Genomic DNA, 12,938 nt, shown 5'->3' with positions numbered 1-12,938 from the left:
GCCTAACGACACCGCCTGGCAGGAGCAACGCCAGGCGGCTGGGTGAAACTAGTCCTTGGCTACTTCACGGGCCTTTTCTGCTTGCTTGCGCTCACGCTCGGCCACGGCCTGGTCCTGCTTGCCGTGCAAGCGCTCCTGGTCCTGGCGGAATGCCTCCCAGAACTGCCGCGAACGCTCCGCGCCTCCTTCGGCCAAGGCCGTGGTGCTGCCCAGGGTGAGCAGTGCCAGCAACAGGTACTTGGTCAGGTTCATGGTGATTTGCCTCATAAGGGTTCAGATGAGGCCATCCTAGAGGGCGGCAGCTAACGCCAAGGTGAGGCGCACATTACAGTCTTGCAAGGGTGACTTTCGGGGCGGTTGTTCTCAACCTATCGCGCCCGTAGGCGCGGGTTTGTGCCGCGTTAGGGCGCTGACTGTCAGGGAAATGGCCGGCACATTACAAATCTGTAATCCAGGTAAAACACCGCTTCGCATGCCGTACCATTGCCCTGCTTGACCCTCATCCCACTTCAGGGTCGAGAATCGCCGCCCTTCACCTGACCGAGCCCGACCATGCGTCTACTGATCATCGAAGACGAACTGCGCACCGCCGACTACCTGCAGCAAGGCCTGCGCGAGAACGGCTACGTGGTCGACTGCGCCCACACCGGCATCGACGGCCTGCACCTGGCCCGCCAGCAGGCATATGACCTGGTGATCCTCGACGTCAACTTGCCCGAGCTGGACGGCTGGAGCGTATTGCAGCGCCTGCGCGCCGATTCGGCCACACGGATCATGATGCTCACTGCCCATGGCCGCCTGGCCGACCGAGTCAAAGGCCTGGACCTGGGTGCCGACGACTACCTGCTCAAGCCGTTCGAATTCCCCGAGCTACTGGCGCGAATCCGCAGCCTCCTACGGCGCAACGACCAGCAGCTGCAACCGAGCACCCTGCGCGTCGCTGACCTGGAACTCGACCCAGGCCGTCATCGTGCCTGGCGCGGCGGCAAGCGCATCGACCTGACCGCCAAGGAGTTCTCCCTGCTGCACCTGTTGATGCGTCAAAGCGGCGAAGTGCTGTCGCGCACGCAGATCATCTCGTTGGTGTGGGACATGAACTTCGATTGCGACACCAATGTGGTCGAGGTCTCCATCCGCCGCTTGCGGGCGAAGATCGACGATCCGTTCGAAGACAAGCTGATCCATACCTTGCGCGGCGTTGGCTACGTGCTCGAGGCGCGTCCTTGAAGCCTGCCAGCCTGTCGCTACGGCTGGGCCTGAGCGTGACCCTGATGGGCGCCACCCTGGTCCTGCTGCTGGCCTGCCTGGCAGTGTTCGCCCTCGATCATGAACTCGATAGCCGTGCCCGCAAGGACCTGGCGCGCAAGATGCTCCAGGTCGAGCACAACTTGCGGGTCGACTTGCGCAGCGGTGACTTGGCCACTCGGGCCCACCCGCTGCTCGACCTGGTCATGGGCCATGACAACCTCAGCCTCAATGTCCTGGCCCTCAACGGCCGGCACCCGCCGCTGCTCAGCCTTGGCCCAGCGCTGGAGTCGCAGGCGCTCCGCGAACTGCAAACCGGCGCAACGCTGGCCTTCGCGCAGTGGCAGGACAGCGCCGGCAACCAGATCCTCACTGCCACCCGCTTGATGCGCCTGCGCGATGACACGCCGGTGCGGGTGATGATGTCGCTCAACCGCGACGACGATAACAGCCTGCTGCAGGCCTACCTGCACTCGACCTTGCTGGCCCTGCCCTTGCTGCTGGTGCTGATCGGCATTGGCGCGTGGAAGCTGGTGCAACGCAGCCTCAAGCCGCTGCGCCACTTTCGTCGGGTGGCCGGTCAGGTCTCGGCCCAAGACCTCACTCACCGTCTGCCCGACAGCGGCCTGCCGTCTGAGCTGGCCGAGCTTGCCGGCGCCATCAACGTGATGCTCGATCGCCTGGATCAAGGCGTGCGGCAGCTGTCGCAGTTCTCCGATGACCTGGCCCATGAGCTGCGCACACCCTTGAGCAACCTGATGGGCAAGGCCCAGGTCACCCTGGCTCGTGAGCGTGACAGCGAGAACTATCGCGAAGTCCTGGAAGACAGTATCGAGGAGCTGACCCGGCTCAACCGCATCATCAACGACATGCTGTTCCTCGCCCAAGTCAGCCAACCGCAGGCGCAGGTCGTGCTCAAACCCTTGGCATTGGCCGAAGAGGCCGAGCGGGTCGGCGAGCTGTTCGCATTCAGCGCCGAGCTCAAGGATATCGAGCTGAAGCTGCAAGGTTGGGGCACGGCGCTGGCCGACCGGTTGATGTTCCAGCGGGCGCTGTCGAATCTGTTGAGCAACGCCATCAGGCATAGCCCTGAAGGGCAGCGCGTGACGGTAGGCATTGGCCGGCATGCTGAGCATGCCTGGGTGTGGGTGGAGAACCAGGGGCCAGGGATCGCCCAGGCCCACCAGCCACAGCTGTTCGAACGCTTCTACAGGGCTGGATGCGGGCGTTCGCGGCTCGAAGGCGGTACAGGACTAGGGCTTGCGATCGTACAGTCGATCATGCACTTGCACGGTGGCAGGGTCGAGGTGAGTAGCCGGCCAGAAGGGCCGACCCGGTTTACTTTGCTGTTTCGCGCAGAATGAATCGCGGGGCTGGCCCCGCGATCAGCTAGGCGATTGCGCCTAGGCTTGCTTAGCGCGATGCCTGGACAATCAGCGCTTTCATCTCGGCCACCGCCGCCTTGAAGCCAACGAACAGCGCATGTGCGACCAGCGCATGACCAATGTTCAGCTCGTTGATGCCCTTGATCGCCGCTACCGCTTCGACGTTGTGGTAATGCAGGCCGTGGCCGGCGTTGACGATCAGGCCCTGGCCCACGCCAAAGGCGACGCCATCGACGATGCGCTTGAGCTCTTCAGCCACCTCGGTCGGGGTTTGGGCGTCAGCATAGCGGCCGGTGTGCAACTCGATCGCAGGCGCGCCGACACGACGCGAGGCTTCGATCTGGCGCTCATCGGCGTCGATGAACAGCGAGACTTCAGCGCCAGTACGCGACAGGCGCTCAACTGCAGCCTTGATCCGCGCTTCTTGCCCAGCCACGTCCAGGCCACCTTCGGTGGTCAGTTCCTGACGGGTTTCGGGGACCAGGCAGATATGCGCCGGGCGGATTTTTTCGGCGAACAGCATCATCTCTTCAGTGACGCCCATCTCGAAGTTCATGCGCGTTTGCAGCACGTCCTTGAGTACCAGCACATCACGCTCCTGGATATGCCGGCGGTCTTCGCGCAGGTGTACGGTGATGCCGTCTGCGCCTGCCTCCTCGGCATCCAGGGCAGCCTTGACCGGGTCTGGGTAGCGGGTGCCGCGGGCCTGGCGCAGGGTCGCCACGTGGTCGATGTTGACGCCAAGAAGCATGCGGTTGCTGTGAGTCACGAAAGGCTCTCCTGAAGATTGAGCCACACAGCATACGACGTGCTTAGCGCTTGCGAAACAGTTCCCGACTGACCAGCGGCTTTGGCCCCAGGTGTACCGCCAGCGCCTGACGCATCAGGCGCTTGGCAGCCAGCAGTGCGCCGGGGGCTTCCCAGTTCGCTTCAGCCAGGGCCAGCAGCTCTTCACCCTTGAACAATCCGGGCTGCAGCAGCTCGACGCGCTCAAGGCCTGCGTCCACTTGCAAGCGATACAGGCCTTCGGCGGCAATCGGGGTGTCGTTGATGTCGTGATCCAGCGCGAAGGCGTAACCGAGCTCGTCGAGCAGGCGCCATTCGAAGGCGCGCAGCAGCGGCTCCAAGGGCCGGCCTTCGCCGAGCGCTTGCAAGGTCAATGCGTAATGCTCGAATAACGCCGGATGAGGCGCTTCGGCAGGCAGCAGGCGCATCAGCAACTCATTGAGGTACAAACCGCTGAACAAGGCGTCGCCATGCAGCCAGGCGGCAATCCCCACGCTGTCCAGGCGGCCGACGTTCTTCAGCTCGCCGCGCCCGCGCAGCTCGACTTCCAGCGGCACGAAACAGCGCACCAGGCTGCCACCCTTGCCCCGCGCCCGGCGCAGCACCGCTCGCACCCGCCCCTGCGGGGTGAGCAAGTCCACCAGCGCACTGCTTTCCTTGTAGGCGCGGCTGTGGAGCACGAAGGCCGGCTGGGCGGCGGGTTGTTCCATCACAGAGCACTCGATGTCAGAAATAACTGTGGGAGCGGGCTTGCCCTGCGATCGCCATCGCGGGGCAAGCCCGCTCCCACAGGAGCAAAGGCGGAGCGTAAGGCTTACAGGTCGCCGTAGCCCAGCGAACGCAGGGCGCGTTCGTCATCGGACCAGCCGCCTTTGACCTTGACCCACAGGTTGAGCATGACCTTGGCGTCGAACAGGGTTTCCATGTCCTTGCGCGCGTCAGAGCCGATGCGCTTGATGCGCTCGCCCTTGTCGCCAATGATGATCTTCTTCTGGCCATCTCGCTCGACCAGGATCAATGCATGGATGTGCAGCACATGACCCTGCTGCTTGAACTCTTCGATCTCGACGGTGATCTGGTACGGCAGCTCGGCACCGAGCTGGCGCATGATCTTCTCGCGCACCAGCTCAGCGGCGAGGAAGCGGCTGCTGCGGTCGGTGATCTGGTCTTCAGGGAAGAAGTGCTCGTTTTCCGGCAGGTGCTTGGCGATCAGCGCCTCGAGCGATTCGAGGTTGTGCCCTTGCTGCGCGGAGATTGGCACGATCTCGGCGTTCGGCAACTGCTCCTGCAGCCATTTCAGGTGCGGGATCAGCTCGGCCTTCTCCTCCATCCGGTCGGTCTTGTTGACCGCCAGGATCAACGGGCCGGTCACGTACTGCACCCGCTCGAGCACCAGCTGATCTTCTTCGGTCCAGCGGGTACGGTCGACCACGAAAATAACCACGTCGACGTCCTTGAGGGCGGCCGAGGCGGTGCGGTTCATGTAGCGGTTGAGCGCTTTGTCGTTGGCCTTGTGCATGCCCGGGGTGTCGACGTAGATCGCCTGCACATCACCTTCGGTCTTGATCCCGAGCATGTTGTGCCGGGTGGTCTGCGGCTTGCGCGAGGTGATCGCCAGCTTTTGCCCGAGGATGTGGTTGAGCAAGGTCGACTTGCCCACGTTGGGGCGACCCACGATGGCTACGTAACCGCAGCGGGTTGGGTTGTTCTCAGTCATTGCCATTCTCCACGCCCAGGGCGATCAATGCAGAAGCCGCGGCGACTTGCTCGGCGATACGCCGGCTGACGCCCTGGCCACGGCTCTTGTTGTTCAGCAGCACCACTTCGCATTCGACGAAGAAGGTGCGGCAGTGAGGTTCGCCCTGGATGTCGACCACTTCGTAACGTGGCAACTCACAGGCCCGCGACTGCAGGAACTCCTGCAGGCGGGTCTTGGGGTCTTTGTTGGTGTCGACCAGCGTCAGGCTCTCGAATTCATCGGTCAGCCAGGCCAGGATGCGCTCACGCGCAGTCTCCATGTCGGCGTCCAGATAAATGGCGCCGATCAGCGCTTCGAGGGCATCGGCGAGGATCGATTCGCGGCGAAAACCGCCACTCTTGAGCTCGCCCGAACCCAGGCGCAGGTATTCGCCCAGGTCAAAGCCGCGGGCCAGACGGGCCAGGGTTTCACCCTTGACCAGGCGTGCGCGCAGGCGCGACAGCTGGCCTTCGCGCGCTTGTGGGAAGCGCTCGAACAGCGCCTCGCCAGCGACGAAGTTGAGAATGGCATCGCCGAGAAACTCCAGACGCTCGTTATTGCGCCCGGCGTAGCTGCGATGGCTCAGGGCCAGGAGCATCTGGTCCTTGTTCTTGAAGGTGTAGCCGAGCTTGCGCTCCAGGCGTTCAAGGGGAGCACTCATGCGGCCACCCGTGGGTTATTCAACGCGTTGTTCAAATCAACATCCTGAAAGACTGTTTTGCTGTGGATCGCCCCTGTTCAGGTGGCGAAATCTCCCGATCCCTGAGAACACAGCCTATGTCAGAAAAGCATTCGGCGCTGTCTGTCAGACAACGCCGATGGGTATCAATGGATCAGGCCGACCCGCGACAGGTTGGGCATATGGCTGAGCTTGGGCTCTGGCCAGCTCATCCAGACCGCGAAGGCCTTGCCGACGATGTTGCGGTCCGGGACCATGCCGTGCAGCTCTTTAGGAATGTTCGGGTCATCCCAGTAACGGCTGTCGTTGGAGTTGTCGCGGTTGTCGCCCATCATGAAGTAATGGCCAGCCGGCACGGTCCATTGCTGGTCCGGCGGCATGCGATAGCGGCTCATCTCCTTGCGGATCAGGTGCTCGGTCTCGCCCAGCTTTTCCTTGTACAGCTCAGCGCTGCCCAGGGTGCCTGGCTCGGTACCGACCAACTGCTCGGCGACCGGCTGACCGTTGACATACAAACGCTTGTCGCTGGTATAGCGGATCTGGTCGCCCGGCAGGCCGACCACGCGCTTGATGTAGTTGACGTTCGGGTCGCTTGGATAGCGGAACACCATCACGTCCCCGCGCTGCGGATCACCCACGTCGATGACCTTTTTATCGATCACCGGCAGACGAATGCCGTAGGAGAACTTGTTCACCAGGATGAAGTCGCCGACTTCCAGGGTCGGTTTCATCGACCCGGAAGGGATCTGGAACGGCTCGACCAAGAACGAGCGCAATACCAGCACGATGAACAGCACCGGGAAGAACGACTTGCCGTACTCGACCAGCAACGGCTCCTTGTTCAGCTTCTCGACCACAGCCATTTCGGGCTGAGTGACACTGCCCTGGTAGTTGGCGATCGCTGCGCGCCGGCGCGGGGCCAGGAACAGCAGGTCGATCAGACCCAACAAGCCACAGACTGCGACGGCGATGACGAGCAACAGCGGGAAATTTAGCGACATAGGACCTAGCTATCCAACCTGAGCACGGCGAGGAAGGCCTCTTGTGGAATCTCCACATTGCCCACCTGTTTCATGCGTTTCTTACCGGCCTTCTGCTTCTCCAGCAGCTTGCGTTTACGGCTAACGTCACCACCGTAGCACTTGGCCAGTACGTTCTTTCTGAGCGCCTTGACAGTGGTACGCGCAACGATCTGCCCGCCAATGGCGGCCTGGATCGCAACGTCGAACATCTGCCGAGGAATCAGTTCCTTCATCTTCTCGGTCAACGCACGACCTTTGTAGTGCGCGTTATCGCGGTGCACGATCAGTGCCAGGGCGTCGACCTTGTCGCCGTTGATCAGCACGTCCAGTTTGACCAGGTTGGCCGACTGGTAGCGATCGAAATGATAGTCCAGCGAGGCATAACCGCGGCTGGTCGACTTCAGGCGGTCGAAGAAGTCCAGCACCACCTCGTTCATCGGCAGGTCATAACGCACCTGCACCTGCGAGCCGAGGAACTGCATGTCGCGCTGCACGCCACGCTTCTCGATGCACAGGGTGATGACGTTACCCAGGTGCTCTTGCGGCACGAGGATGTTGGCCTGCACGATCGGCTCGCGGAAATCTTCGACCGACGACACGTCCGGCAGCTTGGACGGGTTGTCGACGTAGATGGTTTCGCCGGTCTTGAGCTTGACCTCGAAGATTACGCTTGGCGCGGTGGTGATCAGGTCCAGGTCGTATTCGCGCTCCAGGCGCTCCTGGATGATTTCCATGTGCAGCATGCCGAGGAAGCCGCAACGGAAGCCGAAGCCCAGTGCGTCGGAGCTTTCCGGCAGGTATTGCAGCGACGAGTCGTTCAGGGTCAGTTTCTGCAACGCGTCGCGGAAATCCTCGAAATCGTCGGAACTGACCGGGAACAGGCCGGCATACACCTGCGGTTGGATCTTCTTGAAGCCTGGCAATACTTCGACTTCAGGGGTAGCGGACAGGGTCAGGGTGTCACCGACCGGTGCACCATGAATGTCTTTGATGCTGGCGATGATGAAGCCCACTTCGCCAGCCTTGAGGTCTGCGGTCTGGGTGTGCTTGGGGGTGAATACACCGACGCTGTCGACCAGGTGCACCTTGCCGGTGGACTTGACCAGAATCTTGTCGCCCTTCTTCACCCGACCATGGCGCACACGCACCAGCGACACGACCCCAAGGTAGTTGTCGAACCAGGAGTCGATGATCAGCGCTTGCAGGGGCGCGTCGATATCGCCTTCGGGGGCAGGAATGGTCTGTACCAGGCGTTCGAGCACTTCGTCGACGCCCATGCCGCTCTTGGCGCTGCAAGCCACGGCGTCGGTAGCGTCGATGCCGATGATCTTCTCGATCTCGTCCTTGACGCGGTCCGGGTCGGCCTGGGGCAGGTCCATCTTGTTCAGCACTGGCATGACTTCCAGGCCTTGCTCGATGGCGGTGTAGCAGTTGGCGACCGACTGTGCTTCGACACCTTGACCGGCGTCCACCACCAGCAGCGCGCCCTCACAGGCGGCCAGCGAACGGCTGACTTCATAGGTGAAGTCGACGTGGCCGGGGGTGTCAATGAAGTTCAGCTGGTAGGTCTTGCCGTCCTGGGCCTTGTAATGCAGCGTGACGCTGTGGGCCTTGATGGTAATACCGCGCTCGCGCTCCAGGTCCATGGAGTCCAGGACCTGGGCTTCCATTTCGCGCGCCGACAGGCCACCGCACATCTGGATGAAACGGTCGGCCAGCGTCGACTTGCCATGGTCGATGTGGGCGATGATGGAGAAATTGCGGATATGACTCAAATCACTCACGGGTCAACACTCGGAAAAGGCTGCGAGCCGGACGCCCGCCGAAAAATAGCCGGGAATTGTACCTTAAGCCGATGGCTTATGGGAGATTCCTGATCGGCAGTCATGGCATCTACGTGCTGAAGCGTGGGAGCGGGCTTGCGCCCCCGCGATTGCCGGCTGATCAAGTAGAGAGGGGGCTTGGTCGCTCGCAATCGCGGGGCAAGCCCGCTCCCACAGTGCATGAAACGTTCAATCAGCGACGAAAAAGGGCAGCCGAAGCTGCCCTTTCCTACCTTGTTACCGGATTATTCAGCCAGTTTGAAGGTGATGAAGCTGGCGCGCCCCTGACGCAGAACGCGCATGGACACCGAACGGTTCTTCGGCAGGCCCTTGGCGATCTCGGTGAACTCCTTGGCGTTGCTGATCGCCTGGTTGTTCAGGTGGCTGATGACGTCGCCCGGACGCAGACCGATCAGCGCCGCAGGGCCGTCCTGAACTTCCTTGATGACCACACCACCCTTGAGCTCAAGCGATTTTTTCTGCTCGGCGGTCAGGTCAGTCACCGAGACGCCCAGACGGTTGCTGCTGCGCTCGGCGCCGCCTTGGGCACCGGTACCAATATCGGCGTCATCTTCCGGCAGTGCGCCGACGGTGACATCGAGGTTCTGCCGCTTGCCGTTGCGGATGATCTCAAGCTTGGCCTTGGCGCCGTCCTTGAGGCTGCCGACCAAGTGCGGCAGATCGGCCGACATGACGATCGGCTGACCATTCATGCTGAGGATTACATCACCGACCTGCAGGCCACCTTTGGCAGCCGGGCCGTCTTCCAGAACCTGAGCGACCAAGGCACCGGCTGGTTTGTCGAGGCCAAACGATTCTGCCAGGTCTTTGTTGACCTCCTGGATCACCACGCCGAGCCAGCCGCGGTTGACCTTGCCGTCTTTCTTCAGTTGGTTGGAGACATCCAGCGCCACGTCGATCGGGATAGCGAAGGACAGGCCCATGAAGCCCCCGGAGCGGGTGAAGATCTGCGAGTTGATGCCGACCACTTCGCCTTTCATGTTGAACAGCGGGCCACCGGAGTTACCTGGGTTGATCGCCACGTCAGTCTGGATGAACGGCACATAGGTGTCGTTAGGCAGGGTACGACCCTTGGCGCTGACGATCCCTTTGGTCACCGAATGATCGAAGCCAAACGGCGAACCGATGGCCAGCACCCACTCCCCGACCTTGAGCTTCTCGGAGTCGCCCAGCTTTACCGTTGGCAGGTTTTTGCCTTCGACCTTGAGCAGGGCCACGTCGGTGCGCGGATCGGTACCGACCAGCTTGGCCTGCAGCTCGCTGCGATCGGACAGGCGCACGATGATTTCGTCGGCGTCGGCCACGACATGGTTGTTGGTCAGCACGTAGCCATCACTGGAAATGATGAAGCCCGAGCCGAGCGACTGCGCTTCACGCTGGCGGTCGCCACGCGGCGAACGCGGCTGTTGCGGCATATTGCGCTCGAAGAACTCGCGGAACATCGGTGGCAGCCCTTCGAGATCGGGCATGGTCCCGGCGGCGAGGCGGTCCGGCAGCTTCTGTTTGGTACTGATGTTGACCACGGCCGGCGAGGCCTGCTCCACCAGGGTAGTGAAGTCCGGCAGGGCTTCTTCGGCCTGAGCGCTGAGCACCTGACCGAGCATGAGCACGGCGGCGAACATCGACAGATAGGATTTCAAGCGTGGTATTGACATACGGCTCCCGTCACAACGAGCGTAGTTAGCAGTAAGACCCCTGCTGACGCAGGCAAGGCCAGACCTCAAGAAGTCTGACCTATAGAAAATTTACGAGGGGATTGCAAATGACAATGCTTTAATTTCATTTCAGCCCCGTGTTTTCGGGGCTGATGAAAGGGCGCTGAAGGTCATTACTGACGCGCCTGAGCATCCTGCGCCCGCATGGACAATGCCACACGTTCGGCGGTACCCAAAGGAATCTCTCCAACCACGGTCACCATGACTTTGCCATTGGGCGTGTTGAGTTGGCGCGAAACGGCCACGGTTGGGCCTAACTGGGTTCGAATATCGTTGCCCGAGCTGCCCTTGACCGGCTCCAGGAACACAGAGAAGCGCGCCAGACCGTCGTCATACATCAAGCTGCTGACCGTACTGTTGCGCGAAGCGTCGCGCCGGCTGGAGCTGTTGATCAGCTCGAAGCCTGGCGGCAGCCAGTCTGAGCGCCAAGCCGCCGTAGAACCGCCAGACGCCGAGGCAACTGACTGGACAGGCTTGCACGAGGCACTGGCATGCAGCTCTTGATCGCTTGGGGCGGTGGTATCCAAACGGGTCATCTGGAAGCGCTCGAGCAACTGGCCCTTGTCGTTGAGCATCAACGAGCGCAGGGGCAATCCAGTCTCACGGTCCAGATGTAATTCGAAGGCGTAACGATGCTGGTCGCGGGGAGTAAGCGTGACAATCACCGCATCGCGATCAGCGACCCGGGATTTACCCGCAACCCTCAAGTCGTACCAGCTCATCAGCTTGAGCGGATCGAGCATGCGCGGCGCAGAGTCAGGTGGCGTTGCCACCCCGCTGGCCAGAGCCCCGCTAACGCACTGCACCTTGCCATCGACGCGCACGATTTCCTGGGCCGCGCCATCGAGCTGCAACAGCCGCTCGCTGACCGTGCCATTGTGCACACGGTGCCAGATATCGTGGGAAGAGAAGCTGCCGTTACGTTCGTAAACGAAGGAACCCTGGTAACTCTGTACTTGCTCGGCTCGTGCCAGCTTGTTCAACCACTCACTCGCCTCAGGCGAGGAGTTGGCTGCCAACGCTGGCACCGTCATGCAGCTGCCTAGTAGCAGCGACAGGAGAGGTAGCGCGCGCATGATCCTCCTTACTAGCGGTTTTCCAGGCTGGCAGCGCGGGCGTATGGCAGAGCGGTTTCAGTGCCCTTGAGCGCAGATTCCTGGGCGTGCTGACGCAGGTAGCCTGGCAGACGCTGATCCCAGCCGGCCTGGTTCTGCAGCACACCATTGGCCATTGGCCCGGTCGGTTGCTCACTGCTTTCACTATAGCCTGCCAATACAGCTGGGCCTTGTGTTTGCGGCATGCTCAGACCTTGCTGTGCCGGTTGCTGGGCAGCCAGTTCGCTACCGGTGATTTCATCTTGGTTGTACAGGCGTACACCTGCCAGCACCGCAACGGTCACCGAGGCAGCTACAGCCAGACGGCCGATGCTACGCCATGGGCCCTGCTTGACCTTGGCCGGCACGGCTTCATCAGCCAGTGCTGCAGACACCGCCGAGGCGATATCCAGCTTAGGCAGCAGCAGTTCCTTGTGCATCGCTGCGCGGGCAACCTGGTAACGCGACCAGGTGGCACGGGTGTCTGCGTCATCGACGGCGCTGAGCACCCGACGCAATTCCAGTTCGTCCGCTTCGTTATCCATCACCGCGGACAGCGATTCCTGCAAAGCTTCACGACTCATGGCGGTTCCTCTCTTGGCTGTCGCCGCTGTCTCAGGATTCCTGCAACAACGGCTGCAGGGCTTTATCAATGGCCTCCCGAGCGCGGAAGATTCGAGAGCGCACGGTACCCACCGGACATTGCATGACGCTCGCAATGTCCTCGTAACTCAGACCATCAAATTCACGCAAAGTTAGAGCAGTGCGTAGATCTTCTGGCAGTTGCTGGATGGTGCGATGGACGGTGCCTTCGATTTCATCCCGCAACAACGAGCGCTCTGGGGACTCGAGATCCTTGAGACCATGATCGCCGTCGTAAAACTCCGCATCCTCGGAGCTCACATCGCTGTCTGGGGGCCGTCTACCACGGGACACCAGATAGTTTTTCGCCGTATTGATGGCGATGCGGTACAGCCAGGTATAAAACGCACTGTCTCCGCGGAAATTTCCAAGCGCTCGGTACGCCTTGATAAAGGCTTCCTGCGCTACATCCTGGGCTTCATGGGTGTCGTGTACGAAACGCACGATCAACCCGAGAATCTTGTGCTGATACTTCAGCACCAACAGATCGAACGCTCGCCTGTCGCCGCGCTGTACGCGCTCAACAAGCTGCTGATCCTCTTCCTGGGTTAGCATGAACACTCCTCAGTGAACTCGAAGGAGCGTTGCCACAGCCATCGTTCAGGCTTGCAACCATAGACTCGGGCTTTGCGCAAAAGTTCTCCCCTCCAAGCAAGTTTCCTGCGGCCTCTGGTCGGCTCGCACGAAAAACACACAGCGCGGTCACGGCCGGCTGCGTCGATAATCGGGTCTCGAATACGCAGGTGTCAGCCCGGATCGAGCTACCGCCCTGCGTCGCCTTGGCATTT

At 61.4% G+C, this 12,938-nt stretch carries 13 protein-coding genes; 2 read left to right on the top strand and 11 right to left on the bottom strand.

Annotated features, from left to right (window positions below; all coding sequences use genetic code 11):
• Positions 1–48 precede the first annotated feature (48 nt).
• Complete coding sequence (locus tag AAZU54_RS07615) at positions 49–252, bottom strand: hypothetical protein (protein ID WP_186556172.1); 204 nt, start codon at positions 250–252, stop codon at positions 49–51.
• A gap of 300 nt (positions 253–552) precedes the next feature.
• Between AAZU54_RS07615 and AAZU54_RS07610 the strand changes: the two genes are divergently transcribed.
• Together AAZU54_RS07610 and AAZU54_RS07605 are read left to right on the top strand one after the other, a co-directional pair.
• The gene (locus AAZU54_RS07610; protein WP_186556171.1) at positions 553–1,227 is read left to right on the top strand and encodes a heavy metal response regulator transcription factor; all 675 of its coding nucleotides are present in this window, start codon (positions 553–555) and stop codon (positions 1,225–1,227) included.
• Positions 1,224–2,609 carry a heavy metal sensor histidine kinase gene (locus AAZU54_RS07605; protein WP_186556170.1) on the top strand — a complete coding sequence of 462 codons (1,386 nt, stop codon included), beginning with the start codon at positions 1,224–1,226 and terminating at the stop codon, positions 2,607–2,609. The genes AAZU54_RS07610 and AAZU54_RS07605 overlap by 4 nt, the downstream gene beginning before the upstream one ends.
• A gap of 49 nt (positions 2,610–2,658) precedes the next feature.
• On the opposite strand, the gene pdxJ is transcribed toward AAZU54_RS07605, so the two are convergent.
• The 10 genes from pdxJ to rpoE all read right to left on the bottom strand — a co-directional run bounded on the left by pdxJ (position 2,659) and on the right by rpoE (position 12,705).
• The gene (gene pdxJ, locus AAZU54_RS07600) at positions 2,659–3,381 is read right to left on the bottom strand and encodes a pyridoxine 5'-phosphate synthase (protein ID WP_189661898.1); all 723 of its coding nucleotides are present in this window, start codon (positions 3,379–3,381) and stop codon (positions 2,659–2,661) included.
• A 61-nt stretch (positions 3,382–3,442) separates the two neighbouring features.
• The gene (recO, locus tag AAZU54_RS07595; protein WP_434726924.1) at positions 3,443–4,126 is read right to left on the bottom strand and encodes a DNA repair protein RecO; all 684 of its coding nucleotides are present in this window, start codon (positions 4,124–4,126) and stop codon (positions 3,443–3,445) included.
• Positions 4,127–4,230: 104 nt separating this feature from the next.
• Entirely contained in the window at positions 4,231–5,133 is a 903-nt protein-coding gene (gene era, locus AAZU54_RS07590) for a GTPase Era (protein WP_186556167.1), read from the bottom strand.
• Positions 5,126–5,815, bottom strand: a complete 690-nt coding sequence (rnc, locus tag AAZU54_RS07585) for a ribonuclease III (RefSeq protein ID WP_186556166.1) — start codon at positions 5,813–5,815, stop codon at positions 5,126–5,128. The genes era and rnc overlap by 8 nt, the downstream gene beginning before the upstream one ends.
• Before the next feature lie 164 nt (positions 5,816–5,979).
• On the bottom strand, positions 5,980–6,834 hold the full coding sequence (gene lepB, locus AAZU54_RS07580) for a signal peptidase I (protein WP_186556165.1): 855 nt from the start codon (positions 6,832–6,834) through the stop codon (positions 5,980–5,982).
• 5 nt (positions 6,835–6,839) lie between these two features.
• Positions 6,840–8,639: a translation elongation factor 4 gene (gene lepA, locus AAZU54_RS07575; protein ID WP_186556164.1), complete on the bottom strand. Its 1,800-nt coding sequence runs from the start codon at positions 8,637–8,639 to the stop codon at positions 6,840–6,842.
• A gap of 284 nt (positions 8,640–8,923) precedes the next feature.
• Entirely contained in the window at positions 8,924–10,321 is a 1,398-nt protein-coding gene (locus AAZU54_RS07570; RefSeq protein ID WP_405129598.1) for a DegQ family serine endoprotease, read from the bottom strand.
• Between the two features lie 206 nt (positions 10,322–10,527).
• Positions 10,528–11,490 (bottom strand): MucB/RseB C-terminal domain-containing protein, encoded by a 963-nt coding sequence (locus tag AAZU54_RS07565; RefSeq protein ID WP_186556162.1) that lies wholly within the window; start codon positions 11,488–11,490, stop codon positions 10,528–10,530.
• Positions 11,491–11,501: 11 nt separating this feature from the next.
• A complete protein-coding gene (locus AAZU54_RS07560; protein WP_186556161.1) occupies positions 11,502–12,092 on the bottom strand; it encodes a sigma-E factor negative regulatory protein in 591 nt (196 codons plus the stop codon).
• A 31-nt stretch (positions 12,093–12,123) separates the two neighbouring features.
• The gene (rpoE, locus tag AAZU54_RS07555; RefSeq protein WP_011535354.1) at positions 12,124–12,705 is read right to left on the bottom strand and encodes an RNA polymerase sigma factor RpoE; all 582 of its coding nucleotides are present in this window, start codon (positions 12,703–12,705) and stop codon (positions 12,124–12,126) included.
• Between the last annotated feature and the right edge of the window lie 233 nt (positions 12,706–12,938).

Origin of the sequence: Pseudomonas sp. Je.1.5.c (assembly GCF_051129895.1) — a bacterium.
Lineage (GTDB): Bacteria > Pseudomonadota > Gammaproteobacteria > Pseudomonadales > Pseudomonadaceae > Aquipseudomonas > Aquipseudomonas urmiensis.
The sequence above is the reverse complement of the archived record's forward strand: the minus strand, read 5'-3'. Positions and strand labels throughout refer to the sequence as shown.